Source organism: Paenibacillus sp. 79R4 (genome assembly GCF_013393165.1).
Lineage (GTDB): Bacteria > Bacillota > Bacilli > Paenibacillales > Paenibacillaceae > Fontibacillus.
The window spans coordinates 291,784-309,052 of record NZ_QJOT01000002.1; the positions used below are offsets into that span (position 1 = coordinate 291,784).

12 protein-coding genes are annotated in these 17,269 nt (G+C 47.7%); 8 read left to right on the plus strand and 4 right to left on the minus strand.

The window, feature by feature from the left end:
• Positions 1-66 precede the first annotated feature (66 nt).
• Positions 67-3,570, minus strand: a complete 3,504-nt coding sequence (locus DMN77_RS03300; protein WP_179013501.1) for a glycoside hydrolase family 2 TIM barrel-domain containing protein — start codon at positions 3,568-3,570, stop codon at positions 67-69.
• 40 nt (positions 3,571-3,610) lie between these two features.
• Positions 3,611-4,483, minus strand: a complete 873-nt coding sequence (locus DMN77_RS03305) for an AraC family transcriptional regulator (protein WP_068780935.1) — start codon at positions 4,481-4,483, stop codon at positions 3,611-3,613.
• Between the two features lie 302 nt (positions 4,484-4,785).
• On the opposite strand from DMN77_RS03305, the gene DMN77_RS03310 reads away from it, so the two are divergent.
• From DMN77_RS03310 to DMN77_RS03325, 4 genes are all read left to right on the plus strand, one after another.
• Positions 4,786-6,942 (plus strand): glycoside hydrolase family 3 C-terminal domain-containing protein, encoded by a 2,157-nt coding sequence (locus tag DMN77_RS03310; protein ID WP_256872215.1) that lies wholly within the window; start codon positions 4,786-4,788, stop codon positions 6,940-6,942.
• A gap of 64 nt (positions 6,943-7,006) precedes the next feature.
• Entirely contained in the window at positions 7,007-7,975 is a 969-nt protein-coding gene (locus tag DMN77_RS03315) for an ABC transporter permease (RefSeq protein ID WP_068780937.1), read from the plus strand.
• 15 nt (positions 7,976-7,990) lie between these two features.
• A complete protein-coding gene (locus DMN77_RS03320; RefSeq protein ID WP_068780938.1) occupies positions 7,991-8,863 on the plus strand; it encodes a carbohydrate ABC transporter permease in 873 nt (290 codons plus the stop codon).
• 132 nt (positions 8,864-8,995) lie between these two features.
• The gene (locus tag DMN77_RS03325; protein ID WP_068780939.1) at positions 8,996-10,678 is read left to right on the plus strand and encodes an ABC transporter substrate-binding protein; all 1,683 of its coding nucleotides are present in this window, start codon (positions 8,996-8,998) and stop codon (positions 10,676-10,678) included.
• A gap of 101 nt (positions 10,679-10,779) precedes the next feature.
• Here DMN77_RS03325 and DMN77_RS03330 read toward each other — a convergent pair whose 3' ends face one another.
• Complete coding sequence (locus tag DMN77_RS03330; protein ID WP_179013503.1) at positions 10,780-11,667, minus strand: fructose bisphosphate aldolase; 888 nt, start codon at positions 11,665-11,667, stop codon at positions 10,780-10,782.
• Positions 11,668-11,769: 102 nt separating this feature from the next.
• Positions 11,770-12,366, minus strand: coding sequence for a YjgB family protein (locus tag DMN77_RS03335; protein WP_179013505.1), 597 nt, complete (start codon positions 12,364-12,366; stop codon positions 11,770-11,772).
• Between the two features lie 587 nt (positions 12,367-12,953).
• On the opposite strand from DMN77_RS03335, the gene DMN77_RS03340 reads away from it, so the two are divergent.
• From DMN77_RS03340 to DMN77_RS03355, 4 genes are read left to right on the plus strand one after another with little or no spacing between them, the layout of a single operon-like run.
• A complete protein-coding gene (locus DMN77_RS03340; RefSeq protein ID WP_256872225.1) occupies positions 12,954-15,074 on the plus strand; it encodes a BglG family transcription antiterminator in 2,121 nt (706 codons plus the stop codon).
• A gap of 25 nt (positions 15,075-15,099) precedes the next feature.
• Positions 15,100-15,543 (plus strand): PTS sugar transporter subunit IIA, encoded by a 444-nt coding sequence (locus tag DMN77_RS03345; protein WP_068780943.1) that lies wholly within the window; start codon positions 15,100-15,102, stop codon positions 15,541-15,543.
• Positions 15,540-15,803: a PTS sugar transporter subunit IIB gene (locus tag DMN77_RS03350; protein WP_068780944.1), complete on the plus strand. Its 264-nt coding sequence runs from the start codon at positions 15,540-15,542 to the stop codon at positions 15,801-15,803. Before DMN77_RS03345 ends, DMN77_RS03350 begins: the two co-directional genes overlap by 4 nt.
• Before the next feature lie 25 nt (positions 15,804-15,828).
• The gene (locus DMN77_RS03355; protein ID WP_179013508.1) at positions 15,829-17,124 is read left to right on the plus strand and encodes a PTS ascorbate transporter subunit IIC; all 1,296 of its coding nucleotides are present in this window, start codon (positions 15,829-15,831) and stop codon (positions 17,122-17,124) included.
• The last annotated feature ends 145 nt before the right edge of the window (positions 17,125-17,269 follow it).

Genomic DNA, 17,269 nt, shown 5'->3' on the forward strand with positions numbered 1-17,269 from the left:
TCTTTGCACAATTCCTCTCTTGTACCATCCTCCTTTTGGAGAATTCGAATCAACCTAAATAAAAGCTTATCGATGAAACTGGAACCACTTAAAATCGAACTGGCTGCCTGGAAGGAATACAAAGGTTACTGTTTGAAAACCCGTTATCCGTTCCAAAATGAACTCCCGCTCGCAATAATCATCGGAATAAGCGAACTCCACAATCTGCCTGCTATCCCCATCTTGACCGCTGAATTGAATATGCAAGGTGTTCATGTCGAGCGGGGAGTGCCCGCAAATGACCAGCTTGTTGCTTCCCGCTTCCCCGAAGTCCATATCCTCGAACACCAGCGATACATTGTTGCCGATCTTCTCTATCGAATCTTCCGTTAGGGCAAAGGAATCACCATAGATACGATCATTCTCAAGCACGCTTAACGGTTCGAACGCCTTCATCGGTTTCTTGAACTTGAAGCCTTTGAGATGAATTTTACGCCGCAGAAGGAAGCAGAGGGAGGTAACCCCCTTTAATCGTCGGGGCAGACGGTAGGTCTCCTCCTGATAGACATTCCATATGGACTGTTTTTGATAGGTTACCGTAGTCAACAAGGCCGCATTGGCCTCGCCAGGGATGCCTTCCCATATTTCAATAGGGAACTCCGTATCATCAAGCGAGAAGATAGGCAGTGTGATCTCATCGGAACCGAAGCTTCCGAAGTCGATCTTGTCAAAGCAAATCCGGCTTTCTCCATCTCTACCTGTAGCAACCCCACGATCGTTGCCGTTTGTCAAATTCAGGCTGGACTCGCTATGATAGCCAGCGGATACAAACTCATATGGATTTAAGCAGGCTTGACCCAGATCGCTGATATGGAACTCCATCAAGGCGTAGAGGCGGATATGATCGGAGCCATTTGTCGCCGCGCAGCGGATATAGACATCCCCATCGCCCAGAGCTGTAATGACCGCTTCGTGCCCGTTCGCATCTAGGGCAGCAATATTTGCATCTATACCGCCTGCGTTGGTAACTCTCCATTGAACCTCTTGATAAGTAGCATTGCTCGGATGGATCTGAACCCTAACCGGCAGGGATCGGTTATCCTTTGATAATTGATTCCCTGCCGGGCAAATAATCTCCAGCTTGCGTATCGGAATTTCAGAAGTCAGAAGTTCATGTGTCTTAGACAGCGCCTGAGATTCCAGCTCTTCGGCATTTGCATTTGTGTAACTATATAGCGATAATTCATGAGCTATACCCTTTGAAGGTTGCGGGGGAGTGGCCATCAAGACAAGCTCGGCAGGATTCAGCCCCCTGGATTCAGCATGAACCCTAATGGAGCCGGTCTCAGCGGTGCTGGCAATGACGGCTAGCAGCTTGCCGCTAAATAGTCTGCGATTCGTCCCTTTATATTGATCATAGTCGGTACTATCGCCATTATCGAGGCCAACAAGTCTTCCGGAACCTTCCACCGTGATATGTACACGGTTATTTGCATTTTCCACCGGAATCCCATCCTGATCGACGGCTGAAATTTCAATAAATATCAGGTCAGAGCCATCGGCCGTTATCGTATTTCTGTCGGGCATCATGACAAGGGATGCCGCATCCCCGAAGGAGGATCTCATATCCGTTGCAATCGGAGCGCCATTTTCATCGTAGGCTACCGCCTGCAGAACCCCTTTTTGATACGGAATCCGCCATTCTCCCAATAGCTTGTGATCGTACTTATGATCAATATCAACGATGCCTTGCGATACTTCGTTAAAGAATAATTCGATCCGCGGAGCGTTCGAGCAGACGCGAACATCGATCATCTGACCTGTGGAGAAATCCCAATACGGGAAAATATGAACCATTGGACTTACTTTGTAATCCGTCCATTCCGCCTGATAGATGTAGAAGGAATCCTTCTTGAACCCAGCTGTATCTAACTGTCCAAAATATGAATTCTTCGTATGATAGGGCGTTGGCTCGCCAATATAATCGAAGCCGGTCCATATGAATTGACCCGGTGAATATACGGCATCCCGGTCATCCATAATACAGCGCTCGGTGCTCTTCGCTCCCCAACTGGTAGAACTGTTGCCTAAGGAAGAACATTGTTCATCGTCGTCGGACAGCACCGACTGGGACAGTGGAAAGTGATAGATTCCGCGACTCTGCACTGTAGATGAGGTTTCGCTGCCATAAATAATCCAATCCGGATGCTCCTTATGATGGAGATCATAGTACTTCTCCCCGTAGTTATAGCCGGCAAACCTGACCAGGTCGGCACACTTCTGAGCATTTTCCCAAGGCATATAGTTGGAGCCAATCGTAATCACCGCATTGGTTTTCGGATCGTGCAGAAGCACTTCATCTCGGAGAAGCCGCGTTAATTCCTGCCCTCGCTCATCGGCATGGGTGTCATAAATTTCATTCCCGATGCTCCACATGAGCATACTCGGATGGTTTCGATCCCGGCGAATCCAACTCGCTACATCTTTTTTCCACCATTCCGGGAAAAATCTCGCATAATCATAGGTTGTCTTTGGGCGTTCCCATATATCAAAAGCTTCCGAGACGATCAACACGCCCATTTGATCGGCTAGCTCCATCAGCTCAACGGCAGGCATATTATGAGCGGTGCGGATCGCATTGACACCCATTTCCTGCAGGAGTGAAATCTGTCGCTGCAGGGCTGCTTTATTCACAGCAGCGCCCAGGCAACCGAGATCATGATGCTGGCAAACGCCGTGAAGCTTAACCGGCTGGCCGTTGAGGAAGAAGCCGCGTTGGCTGTCAAATTCCATAGTTCGGAAGCCAAAGCGGTTGATCTCGGTATCCACCAGTTTATTTTCGACAAACAGCTCGGTTTTCAGTGTATAGCAGTAGGGCTGCGAGAGATCCCAAAGTATTGGCCTACGGACGGAAATAGAAGAGGGAATGGGGACTGTCTGTCCGTCTTCCCATGCAACTTCAGTCTCTATCTGGGCAATTTTCACATCGGCTTCATCCCGAATCGTATGCTGAATCATCGTCTTCCTCATCGCTGCCGGACTTGAAACCTCGCGTAATCTCAGTTCAGTATCGATCTCTACGGTCCAGGAGCCACTGTCATCTTGCTGCTTCTGCGCCGAGATATAAATCCCGTAAGGAACGATATGAGCTTCGGAATAAGTTTTCAACCATACATTTCGATAGATTCCCGCCCCTGAATACCAGCGCGAGTTAGGAGATTCATGAACGACCCGGACATATATTTCATTGCTGCCTGAAGTTATGTAGGGAGTGATGTCTATTTCAAAAGTGGAATATCCGTATTTCCAGGTCCCGGCAAGATGGCCATTAACATAGAGAGAAGAGTCCATATAGACGCCTTCAAAACAAAGCGACATGTAGTTATTTGGCACTAACTCGTTCAGTAACAAGGTCTTGTGATACCAGCCCTCTCCACTTTCATACAGATGATGTGTGTCATAAATTAGCCAGTCATGGGGCAGGGTGACAGAGGACCAACTTATACTGCCGGACAATACCGTCTCAAGCTTTGTATGAAGAGGCATTTTGGCAAAAAACCAGTCATTGTTGAATTTTGTATTCTGACTCATCGGAGTTAAGCTCCTTTATCCAGTGTATTTTAGGCATCTATTACCGCGGCGGATGGTTGCCTTGGAGGCATTTGTACTCAGTGGGAGTACACTTCTTATATTTTTTGAACACCCGATTAAAAGTGGGCAGACTTCCGAAGCCTGAGCTCATAGCGATCTCCATCACGGATAAATTAGGGTCAATCAGCAGTTTTTCCGCATGCATGATTCGATGCTGGTTGAGATAGTCGTAATAAGACATTCCTATAAATTGCTTAAACAAGCGCATGAAGTGAAATTTACTGAAGCCAGCCAGCTTCGAAAGATCCTCGACCTGAATATCCTCAGTACAATGCTCGTTCATATAATTGCAAACCTGCAGAAGTTTATCGATATATTTGTGCTGCTTCTGGCTGCTGCTGTTTAAAAGGCGATGTTCCTGGTTCATGAAGTTTCGTCCAAGCACTACAAAGAGCTGAATTAACAGAGAATAAGCAGAGGCTTCCTTCAGTACCGAGCTGCTGAAATATTCATCGATTAATTGTTCCAGAAGCGGTCTCAAAACGCCATGCAGCTCTTCATTCTCACTGGAAGTAACGATTAGGCAAGGGCGAAGCAAATGGAATGTCGAGTCAAATCCGGCCAAGTTATACAGCAGGGACCAGTCGAATTGAAGAATGATCCGTTTGCCCGATTTTGGAGCAAAAAGTTCATGCAGCTCCCCCGAAGGGATGACGAGGATATCATTGGGATGAAGCACATACTTCGTACCGTTGATAGCGGCCGTATAAACATTTTCGAGCGGCATAATAATTTCCGCAGCCGTGTGCCAATGGATTGGATAATCCTCAGCCTCCTGGTTCAAATAAATACGTATTCCAAAATGTTCGCGATATGAGACGGTTTCTTTGGCTCCGTTCAGAAACTCAATCATTAGCATCCCATCCTTTACTTTGGTCAGATAATTGACAAACCTAATCCAATCAAAGAGACCCCACCAACAATTGCTTAAGTGAACTTAGCACAAATTTAGCAATATTTGAGAAGTCGAGAGCTAAATTCACGAAGAACCACAAACATAAAGTCGTTATAATATAGCCTATGAAACCGCATACATTTAAATCTAAAATGAATTAAAGCACCAAAATGACTGTTTAGCAAGCAAATCATAACATGCAAATATTGTTTTTGCCAATTATTTTGATTACTTTAAAAAACGGGAAAAGATGGTGTGCTATGACAGAAATGGTTAATAACAGCGATAAAATTTTAAAGTTTAAGAAACGAGCCGAGGACTTGGTCGCGCAAATGACCCTTGATGAGAAAGTGCATCAAATGCTGCATGCCGCACCGGCGATCAAGCGCTTAAATGTGAAGGCCTATAACTGGTGGAATGAAGCGCTTCATGGGGTTGCGAGGGCAGGGGTTGCAACGGTTTTTCCACAGGCAATTGGGCTTGCAGCTACTTTTGATGAGGAGCTTCTGGAAGAGGTCGCAGATAAGATCGCAACGGAAGCTCGAGCGAAGTACAATATGCAGCAGGAATTTGAGGATACGGATATTTATAAAGGACTGACCTTCTGGGCGCCAAACGTGAATATTTTCCGTGATCCGCGTTGGGGGAGAGGGCATGAAACCTATGGAGAGGACCCATATCTATCCTCAAGATTAGGAGTCCGTTTTATACAAGGCCTGCAGGGCCATGATGAGAATTATTTAAAGGTTGCTGCCTGCGCGAAGCATTTTGCCGTCCACTCGGGACCTGAGGATTTGCGCCATCAATTCAATGCCGTGGTCTCCACTCAGGATCTATATGAAACCTATTTGCCGGCGTTCCAGGCCTGCGTTGAAGAAGCAAAGGTAGAGGCCGTGATGGGCGCATACAATCGGACCAACGGTGAACCATGCTGCGGCAGCGAGCTGCTGCTTGAGCAAATCTTGAGAGGCCAATGGCAATTTGATGGTCATGTCGTGTCGGATTGTTGGGCGATCCGGGATTTCCACGAGCATCATCAGGTTACTGCTAACGCGATTGAATCAGTTGCACTGGCGGTAAATCGAGGCTGTGATCTGAATTGCGGAAGTCTATTCGTATTCCTTCTCGATGCGGTCAAGCAAGGACTTGTAAACGAAGCCCAAATCGACCAAGCGGTTATCCGCCTCTTCACGACAAGGATGAAGCTGGGGATGTTCGATGAACAGGAGATAGTTCCGTTTGCGTCGATAAAATACACTGAAGTGGATTCAGCGGAGATGCAGCAATTAAACCGCAAAGCGGCGAGGGAATCGCTGGTGCTGCTGAAAAATGAGAATGGGCTGCTGCCCTTAGATAAATCGAAGCTGACTACGATCGGGGTTATCGGTCCAAATGCAAATAATCGGCGAGCGCTCGAAGGCAATTACGAAGGAACAGCATCTCGATATATCACAATTCTTGAAGGTATACAGGATTATGTAGGGGATAGTGCCCGTGTGTTATATTCCGAGGGTTGTCATTTACATCATGAAAAAATAAGTGGTCTGGGGCTAAAGAATGACCGGAGCGCCGAAGTGAAGGGGGTTTGCAAGGAAAGCGACGTCGTTATCGTCTGCTTGGGACTGGATGCCGGATTGGAAGGCGAGGAGGGCGATACCGGTAACCAGTATGCCAGTGGGGACAAGAGGGATTTGAACTTGCCAGGACTTCAGGAACAGGTACTGCGAACGGCCTATGAGAGCGGCAAACCGGTCGTTCTGGTTGTATTATCCGGCAGCGCCCTCGCCATCCCATGGGCTGATGAATATGTGCCAGCTATTCTTCAGGGCTGGTATCCGGGTGCACAGGGGGGCCGCGCGATAGCCGAAGCGATCTTCGGGGAGTTCTCGCCAGAAGGGAAGCTGCCGATTACATTCTACAGGACGACAGAGGAATTGCCGGAATTTACGGATTATTCGATGAAAAATCGGACCTACCGCTACATGGAGCAAGAAGCGTTGTATCCTTTCGGATACGGACTGTCCTATACAGATTTCACCATTTTAAATACGAAAATGGATCAAGAAAGGATTAAGGAAGAAGGTGTGTCGATAACGACTACGATCAAGAATGAAGGTAGTATGGCGAGTGGTGAAGTACTGCAAGTATATGTCAAGGCGGAGTGGGAAGAAACGCCGAATGCTCAGCTCAAAGCGTTCCGCAAAGTTCACCTGCAGCCGCAGGAGAGTATGGAATTAACACTTCACCTGCCCGTTGAGGCCTTTGCTCTGTACGATGAGGAGGGCAGAAGAAGAGTGCGGCCCGGATCATATGCCGTATATGTAGGCAGCTCTGGTCCGGATAGTAGAAGCTGTGCGCTTACAGGGAAGCAACCGGCGGAATTCAAGCTGACCTCAGAGCTGAATATAGAAGTTTAAGAGCAAGACAGAACTTCAATCTGGGTGATAGAACCGACAATATGCATGAAGGAAAGGTGATGGTATGGCATTCCGTAACAATGAAACAGGAATAGAGCCACTACGGAAGCACGTCAATAAGACAGTGGATTTAGAACCGTTATGGAAGCATGTTAGAAAGGAATGGAAGCTGTATTCATTTCTGGTGATCCCGGTCATCTACTTTCTTATTTTCAAGTATCTCCCGATGTTCGGCAATATTATTGCTTTTCGAAAGTACAGGGGGGGACCTAATCTGTTCGGAACAGAATGGGTCGGATTTACTTATTTCAAAATGTTCTTTAAGGATCCATCTTTTTGGAGAGCGATCAAGAACGATCTGGTGCTTAGTACATCCTATTTGATCTTCAAGTTTCCATTAACGCTTGGATTTGCCTTGCTGCTTAATGAAATCGTCAAGCTGAGGCTGAAAAAATTCGTTCAGACCGTGTCTTATTTGCCACACTTCATTTCCATGGTTATTGTCGCAGGTATGATCAAGGAAATGGTCTCGATGTCCGGACCGATTAACGCCATTCTGGCTAATTTCGGTTTTGAGAAGATTCCTTTCATTTCTTTGCCGCAGTGGTTCCCGACAATATATGTCACCTCGGGCCTGTGGCAAGGACTTGGCTGGGGAACAATCTTGTATTTGGCCGCGATGACTGGAATAAACACAGAGCTGTATGAAGCGGCCAAAATAGATGGCGCAAGCCGTTTCCGGCTAGCCTGGCATGTTACGATCCCCGGAATTCTGCCAACGATTATGACGTTATTAATTTTGGATATTGGCGGCATCTTAGGCTCGAATTTCGAGAAAATTGTGCTCTTGTACAATCCTTTAATTTATGAAACAGCTGATGTTGTCTCCACATATGTCTATCGGCTCGGGATTAAGGGCGGTAACTTTAGTTACGCTACCGCAGTCGGGTTATTCGAAGGCATCCTTGGTTTGATCTTGGTCACAACAGCGAACCAAATATCCAAGAAGACGACAAAATCAAGCTTGTGGTAGAAGGAGGCGGACGACTTGAAGCTATCATTTTCCTATCGCGCGTTTCAAATTTTTAATGCCATTGTTATGACTCTGGTCGTATTTATGACCTTATATCCTTTTGTTTATTTGGTTGCCCAGTCCTTCAGTTCGGAAGCAGCCGTATACGCAGGCAAGGTAAGCTTCTATCCGGTAGACTTCACCTCTCAAACCTATCAGGTTATTTTGAGCAAGCCGGATTTCTTCCGTTATTACGGCAATACCATTGTGTACTCCGTAGTAGGGACGGTGATTTCAGTAGCTGCCACGGCAGTTATGGCCTACCCGCTGTCGAAGGATCGGTTGAGAATGAATAAATTTTTCATCCCTTTCGTCATCTTTACCATGTACTTTGGCGGAGGGTTGATTCCCAATTATATTTTGATCGCAAAAACGTTGGCAATGCGGGATACCATCTGGGCGATCGTCATTCCGGGAGCGATTAGCGCCTTTAACGTGATTCTGATGAAGACCTTTTTTGCCAGCCTTCCCAATGAAGTGGAGGAAGCAGCCAAGGTGGACGGACTTGATGTATTTGGTATATTCCTGAAAATTACGCTTCCGCTATCCAAACCGATCCTGGCAACGATTATGTTATTCGTCGTCGTAGGGTTATGGAACAGCTGGTTCGGACCTTCCCTCTATTTGCAGACGAAGGATAAATGGCCTGTAGCTTTATATTTGCGCCAGCTCATTGAGAATGCAATCAGCCCAACGGAAGTCGGAGCGACCGCCGAACAGCAAAATCAGATAGCCGCGACGGTAAAGTCTGCCGCGATGGTTCTGACCTCATTGCCGATCATTTGCGTGTATCCTTTCGTGCAGAAATACTTCGTACAAGGGATGATGATCGGTTCTGTAAAAGGGTAAGCGGTTTATGTTCGGAAATTCTGCACACGTGAAACCTCGCGTTGCAGTAATCTCCGTAATATAAAGGGAGCCTTAACTTAGCCAGAAAAATAAAGCCGGGTTAAGCTTCAAAAATAATGAAGGAGGAAGGCTATGAAAAAGTTTAACAGAGCAATAGGGGTTCTTATGGTGATAGTCTTGGCGTTCAGCTTGGCCGCTTGCGGTGGGGGCAAAAACGAAGGGGCATCCAATACGCCGCCGGCTACAGACACACCAAACAATTCAGCTGACAATAAAGGTACAGAAGCAACGCTGGATTACCAATTTGGGGAGGATCAAACCTTCCATTCCGACGAACCCGTCACCTATTCCATGATGTATAGCGACCACGAGAACTATCCTTACCAAAAGGACTGGAGACTCTGGAGTTCAATTAAGGAAAAAACGAATGTTAGCTTTGATTTGTCGCTTACAGCCAGAACAGAATATGATAACCAAAAGGCACTGATTATCAACAGTGGCGATGCTCCTTATATCATTCCTAAAACTTATGATGAGACTCCATTTGTTGCTGGCGGACAAATTGTACCTATTAGCGATTATGTACAATATATGCCGAACTATATGAAGGCTGTAAAAGACTGGGGACTTGAAGCGGATTTAAAATCCAAACTGCAGGCAGACGGTAAATATTATGTTCTTCCTGGCATGTGGGAAGGAGCGGGTAGCGGATATTCCTACGCTATTCGGAAAGACGTCTTTGAAGCGGCGGGCGTTGATGTAGCAGCTCAGGAAGGGAACTGGACCTATGAGGATTTCTATGAAGCTCTGAAGAAAGTAAAAGAGTATACCGGGGCCAAATATGTATTCTCCGATGCATTCAAAGGCGATTCTAGCCTGAATATTGCTGCTGTAGAATACGGGGTAACAGCTGGCTGGGGTAAAGCCAACGGCCTGAAATTTGACGAGGACAAGAAGGAATTTTACTTCGCGGATGCCTCGGAGGATTACAAAGCATTTGTAACGTATTTCAATAAGCTGATCAAGGAAGGGCTGATGGATCCTGAGTCCTTTACACAAGAAGATGATCAAGCTCAAGCCAAGTTCTTCAAAGGCGACAGCTATGTGATTAATGCCAATTACCAATTAATGGTCGATTATCAAGCCAAAATGCAGGACCCGAACGCTGAGTTGTATATGATTGTTCAGCCGGGTGGACCGAAAGGCCTGCTGCAGGTTGAAAACTCCCGCTTGGAGAACGGTATTATGATCTCACAAAATGCGCTTAATGATTTGGGCGAAGAAAAGTTTATCAAGATGCTGCGCTTTGTCGATTGGCTCTGGTATTCTGATGAAGGACAGACGCTCAGCTTATGGGGTGTTGAAGGGGAAACCTATACTAAGGATGCGGACGGTACTATCGTACTGAATCCGGATATTACTTATAATGGAATAAATCCTACCGCTCCCAAGAAGTTGAATGTTGACTTTGGCTTTGGTGGAGGCGTATTTGCTTATGGCGGTTCTAACGACCTGAGATGGTCGAAGTTCACAGACGGAGAAAAGGATTACTATAACCGTATCTTTAAATACCGTCAGCCGCGTCCGATCCAGCCGCCGATCATGGCAACGGCTGACCAGAGCGAGCAAATGAATATGATCTCGACTCCGCTGATGGATTATATCAGTACAATGACCCTGAAGTTTATTACGGGTCAAGAGCCTCTAACGAACTGGGATAATTTCGTATCCACTACGGAAGCCAATGGAAGTACGAATTACACCCAAATGGCTAATGAGGTTTTCAATAATACGAAGAGTATCCTGGGTTACTAATAATTAACCGAATATCATCTAAAGATGAAAGGCCGGGTATGCCTCTAGAGGTATGCCCGGCCTTTGTGATTGAGTCTATAAGAAAATGATTGATAGGGTATTTATTGAATAGAAGCTTCGTAAATGTCCTGAACCGATTTGGCAAGCATCGCATTAAATTCCTCATCGCTCTGCTGTGCAGTTAATCCCTGGGACAGAGCGCGAGAGAAGCTGGCAATCAGTCCATGGTTATGGGCCAGTTTGTCGTTAGCCTCGGCTTGGGAATAGCCGCCGGACAAGGCGACGACTCTTACGACATGCGGATCAGACATCAAGTCGCTGTAGAAATTATTTTGCGTTGGAATGGAGAGCTTCAGCATAATTCTGTCATCTGGATCAAGCTTGGATAATTGAGTCAAAATCTCATCCTTCAATAGCTGTTCAGACACTTCCTTATCCTTGCTATGGATATCCACTTCCGGTTCGATAATCGGTACTAATCCGGCCTTAATGATCTGCTTGCCGACGGCGAATTGTTGCTCGACGACCTTCTTGATTCCGCCCGGATTGGCTTCATGAATTACAGAGCGCATCTTCGTCCCGAAGATATTGCGTTGAACCGCCCGCTTCAGCAGCTTGTCCAGCTCAGGCATCGGCTTCATCAACTGAACACCGTTCTCTTGCTCAGCCAGTCCTTTATCAATCTTCAGAAAAGGTACAATACCTTTCTTTTCCCAAAGATAGTCAGCCGTGTGCATCCCGTCTATCGTACGATCCATCGTATTCTCGAACAGAATAGCACCCAGAATATGCTCTGAGTTGAAGGCCGGGCTCTTAATAATCCGCGTTCTCATCTCATGAACCAATACGTACATTTCTTCCTCATTGGAATAGCTTTCTTCCTGAACTCCGTACTGCAGAAGAGCCTTGGGCGTGCTGCCGCCGCTCTGATCCAAGGCTGCAATGAAGCCTTTCCCGGAATGAACTCTCTCAAATTGTTGGGTATTCATAAATACCTCTCCTTTCCCGGTAGTGAAATTTGGAAGTTATCTTAAACGCCTATATTATAGCACTTATTCAGGGTCAAAATACATTTTGCCCATAGGCATCACTTATTTGGCCAATAGATTGATGTGATCCAGATCAGTGCTGCTGTTAAAAATAAATTCCAATTTATATTCGCCACGAATATAAGTAAGCTTCGTTTGCTTTAGCTTGCCGTTCTTGATGGTCGTTGTGGAATTAGGAGCAAACCAATTCTTTTTCAGCATGCTCATAGTAATTCCACCGATATTTGTTTGCCGCTCTACATTGGTGCCAAAATAACGGATTTCGCGGATTTTATCGGATTTATAGGAGAAGGCGTAGCCGGGATGTCCCATTTCTGCATTGTAAATGTCATAGCCGCTGGCATTTTTGCGCGCTTCCGAAGGCTCGCCAATCGCTTTAATAACCTCTTTCCGCGTCGTTTTTCCCACCGTCAGATTGCTTACAGATCCGGGGAACTGGCCTTTCAAGGCAGGTTTATAGAAGCTGTTCAATGTTTTGAGGGCTTGTGCAGCATCTTCGCTATTCTGACTTGCCGCCGCTGCGGCTTGTGCCACATGTGCTGGAGGAACCAGGCCACTTACCATTGTTGTACCTATGCCGATAACACCTGCGATCGCGATAGAGGCCCATGCTTTTTTGGCTGAAACATTCAAGTTCATTGTAGATCCACTCCTTTAGCCATGTAAGATACATGTATTTTTATGTCAATTCATAGTCTACATCATAGTCACATTGGCAAGCAATTGGGTTACTTTTCTCTAAAATTGAAATGTCATTTTTGACATATGAGCCTTAAAGTGGCTTCTTATGGTTCCGCATTTTCAATCTGACAGATATTGTACGCCGGCGGCTTTTTTTGCTGCTGGATAAGTGAATAACCGAATGCTGCCGTGATTGCCCCCACGATATGCCACCGCGATATGCCATGTGCAGGATTGGATATCCACAGACGTACATCGCACATTTCTCCTTGTGCGCGCAATGGGTGTACGGCGCAGGCTTAGATGGCTGTCGACCTGATCATTCGAAGGAGTGCTGTCTTCGATCGCAGCTCAACATTCCTAGGGATGGCAGTAAAGAATCCAGCCAAGGCCAAGAGTGCTGTTACCGGGGAGTATTAAACACTTGCGTCCACTTTTGCACAAAAGGCTCTCCATCAATTGAACTGTCCTTCCTTTATAGCCTCTAGGTATAATCAAGTTGCAATAAGCACGACACTAAACGGCAAAGGAGTTGATGCCGTATTCTGGATGAACGCAGCACCAAGATTTTGACACTGCTTCATGAGGCTGCCGATTATGTATCGCTGGAGGAACTGATGCAGAAGCTCGGTATTTCCAGGCGAACCGTTTACTATGATATGGAAAAAATAAACGATTGGTTAAAAGCGGTTCATCTTCCACCTGTCAAATATGTCAGGACGGCAGGCTACTATTTGCCTGATGAAAGTCGGGCCGATCTTCTGCAGCTGACGGCTAAACCCCAAGCCCAGCAGTACTATTTGTCCCCGCGAGAAAGGCTGGCCTGGACATCGCTTTATCTGTTGGCTGCAGAGGGACCGATTTTCGTTCATCATCTGACCGAATTGTTGCAGGTGAGCCGAGGAACCGCACTAAAGGATCTGAATAAGGTCCGATCGGAGATGCAGGCGGCGAAACTTGAGGTAACCTATGACCGCAAGCAGGGGTATGGTATTCACGGGGCAGAGCGGGACAAGCGGAAGAGCTTGAGTTATCAGTTTGGGCAAATGTTCGATAACGCGGACTGGGAGCAGTCGTTTAGCCTGAACCAGCAATTAGGGAGCCCCGATCTTATCCCGATCCTGTTTCCGCCGATGAGAGCCGGAGACCTGAAGCGGGTCTATCTCTTGATCTCCGATAGCGAGACGACGCTCGGAGCCGATTTGACGGACGAGATGCTGCAGCATTTGACAGCACGCTTCCTGTTGTATATCCGGCGGATTCAGGCCCGGCAGTTGATTTCGATAGACGAGGATGAACGAAGCGTGCTTCGGAGGACGCCTGAGTATGAAGCTGCTGTCCATATGGCAGAAGCGCTCGGCCCAATGTTCGGTGTATCGATTCCGGATGAGGAAGTCTGCTACTTTACGATGCATCTGCTCGGAGCAAGGGTCAATCGGATGGACCAGTTGACCGGTTCCGAAGAAGTGCTGAAGCAGCTTCGTAACGCAACCAGGCAGATGACGGATGATTTCCAACGGTATGCCTGCGTGTTTCTGCCGAATCGGGAAGTGATGGAGGAGCATCTGCTTGTTCATTTGAAACCGGCTTATTATCGGATCTTGTACGGGCTTGGTCTGGAGAATCCGCTGCTTCAAAATATTCTGTCCAAGTACAGAGAAGTATTCGAGCTGACCCGCCGATCGGCGGCACCGTTTGAGCAGCTGGTGGGACGCAAGCTTGACGATAACGAAATCGGCTACCTCGCCATGCATTTCGGCGGCTGGCTGCGCAGAGAGAATACGAAGCCGGCCGTAAGGCGGCAAGCAGCCATCGTCTGCGTTAACGGGATTTCCGCCTCGCGGATGCTGGAATCGCAATTGGAGAACCTGTTCTCATCTGTGGATATCACGGCAGTTATGTCGCTGCGACAATTCGAATCGTTCTCCGAGGAAGATGTGGATTTTATTTTCTCAACGGTACCACTGCCGGACAGCAAAGTGCCGGTTCTCTTGGTGAATCCGATTCTTAGCGATAAGGATAAGGAGCATCTGCTGAACCGGATCAACATGGTTTCCGGCCGTAAATCCAGGACTCAGGTTCACACGGTACAAGCGCTGCTGGACATTGTCCATAAATACGCGGCTGTGAAGGATGAATCGGGGCTTGCAGAGGAGTTAGGCCACTACTTGTCCGCAGGGAAAACATGGCTTAGCGAAGCGCGCAAACCCGCTCTGTCAGACCTGCTCACAGAGCGGATGATCACTTTGAGACAAGAAACGAAGGACTGGCGAAGCGCCATACGTGAAGCCTCTGATCCGCTGCTGAAAGACGGGTACATCGATGAAAATTACATCGATGCAATGGTCTCTAAGGTGGAGGCATTGGGTCCCTACATCGTCATTGCACCAGGCATCGCGATTGCGCATGGAAAGCCGCAGGATGGGGTCAAACGGCTGGGCATCAGCCTGCTGCGGCTGGAACGCCCCGTCGCATTCTCGGGGGAAGCCCGCCACCAGGTCCGGGTCGTCCTGGTACTGGCGGCTATTGATGGCGAATCCCACCTGAAAGCCCTGGCGGAGCTGACGGGCCTGCTCAGAGTAGAGAAAAATTTGATCCGATTGCAAGAGGCCAAGACCACAGAACAGATACTGAAACAAATACAAACCGGTCATAGCACCAATTAGAATACCGGATTCGGGAGAGATGAGAATGAAATTTTTGGAACCGTCACTCATTGCCTTGGATGTTGAGGCCGAAACGGCCGAGGAAGCGATCCGCTTGGCAGGCGGGCTGCTGGCAAAAGCGGGAGCAGCGGAAGAACGTTATGCTGACGCCATGGTGGAATCTTACCGTGACAAAGGCCCGTACTTTGTGCTTGCGCCACATATTGCGCTTCCGCATGCCCGCGCGGAGGACGGGGTGAAGGAAGCGTCGGTCTCGCTGCTTCGCTTGAGAAAGCCCGTTATTTTTGGCCATGCTGCCAACGATCCGGTACAGCTTATCTTTGCGCTCGGCGGCTCCTCAAGTTCGGAGCATATCGCCATGCTGCGCAAGCTGACCACTTTGCTTAGCAGTCCGGATAATGTTGAACAATTCAAGCTTGCAGCTGATGTGGAAACAATCCAACAACTCATTAGGAGGAGCGAATTATGAAAATTTTATGCGTGTGCGGTCTGGGTCAAGGAACGAGTTTGATTCTGAGAATGAATGTAGAGAATGTGCTGAGGGGCATGGGAATTCATGCCGATGTTGAGCATACGGACGTCTCAACAGCCTCGGGAACCGCTGCCGACTATATCCTGACAAGCAATGAATTGGCACAAGGGCTTCAAGGACATGCAGCCAAGATCCTTATTGTCAACAACTATTTCGATAATGACGAAATCAAACAGAAATTGGAAGAGTTGCAATAAACCATTTTAGAAGGGGAGAGGGCTTATGGACGTACTCTTTTGGATTGCCACCAACATTTTTGGAACGCCTGCCATTCTGCTCGGATTTATCGTTCTGATCGGGCTGCTGCTCCAGAAGAAATCAACGAGCCAACTTGTAAGCGGTACCTTTAAAGCGATTATCGGTTTCCTCATCATCGGGGCCGGTTCTGATGTCATCGTGAAAGCTTTGAACGTATTCGAGCCGATGTGGAAAGAAGTGTTCGGCTTGGAGAGCGGCACCCTGGGCACCTTCATCGGACAGGAAGCGTTCAATGCCAAATTCGGCAGCGCGGTCACGCTTGCGATGCTGATCGGCTTTTTGATCAATGTCTTGCTGGCACGCTTCACCCGGTTTAAATTCATTTATCTTACCGGGCACATGATGTTCTGGACGTCGACCATCTTTGCCGGCGTTGTCGTTCATGCTGCCAGCGGTATATCCCTCTGGAAGCTGGTTCTGATGATCGCTGTTGTCCTTGGTGTGTACTGGACGTTCCAGCCGGCGCTTGTTCAGCCGTTCCTGCGTAAAATTACAGGCAACGATAGTATTGCGCTGGGTCACACCTCAGCCTCGGTTGCGCTGTTGGCAGCTTTGTTCGGCAAATGGTTTGGCAACAAAAACAACGATTCCGAGAAAATCAAAGTGCCGAAAGGCCTCGAGTTTCTTCGCGATTCCAACGTCATTACTGCGCTCAGCATGGGAGTTTTATTCCTCATCGGGGCCATTATTTTATCGATGAAGGGCACGCCGGCCGCTGCGGAACTGATGCAACAATCCGGTGACCAGAACTTTATAATTTACTCCATCATCCAATCGTTCACTTTCGCAGGCGGAATCGCAATCGTTCTGATGGGAGTCCGGATGTTCGTAGGCGAACTGGTGCCAGCTTTTAACGGGATAGCTACCAAGCTAGTACCAGGTGCCAAACCGGCACTGGATGCGCCGGTTGTCTATCCTTATGCGCCAAATGCGGTTGTTCTCGGTTTCCTGGGAGCTTTTGCGGGTGCGATTATCTGGCTGCTGGTGCTTGGCAACACCGTTGCTTACATTTTTGTACCAACGATGATTGTATTATTCTTCCACGGAGCGACAGCAGGGGTATTCGGAAATTCGACAGGCGGTGTTCGCGGGGCCGTTATCGGCGGTTTCATCACTTCGACGATTGTTGCCTGGGGACAGTTCCTGATGGTCCGGTTCTTTATCGCCTCCACAGTGCCGGATACGGCCATGTGGGCCGCCGACTCCGATATGTTCATCATTGGGCCGATTCTGCATTTCCTGGCCAAACTGTTCTTTTGACCATCCTATTGCAAAATCCAATGGGAGGCCTATCGACTTGGTTGTCTGAAGATTACAGATACAGAGGAGCTGGAGGAATTGCAGCCGCAAGATCAACTATTGCTAAACGCGGTCAATTCCTTCGGTTGCTTGTCTAACAATGAGT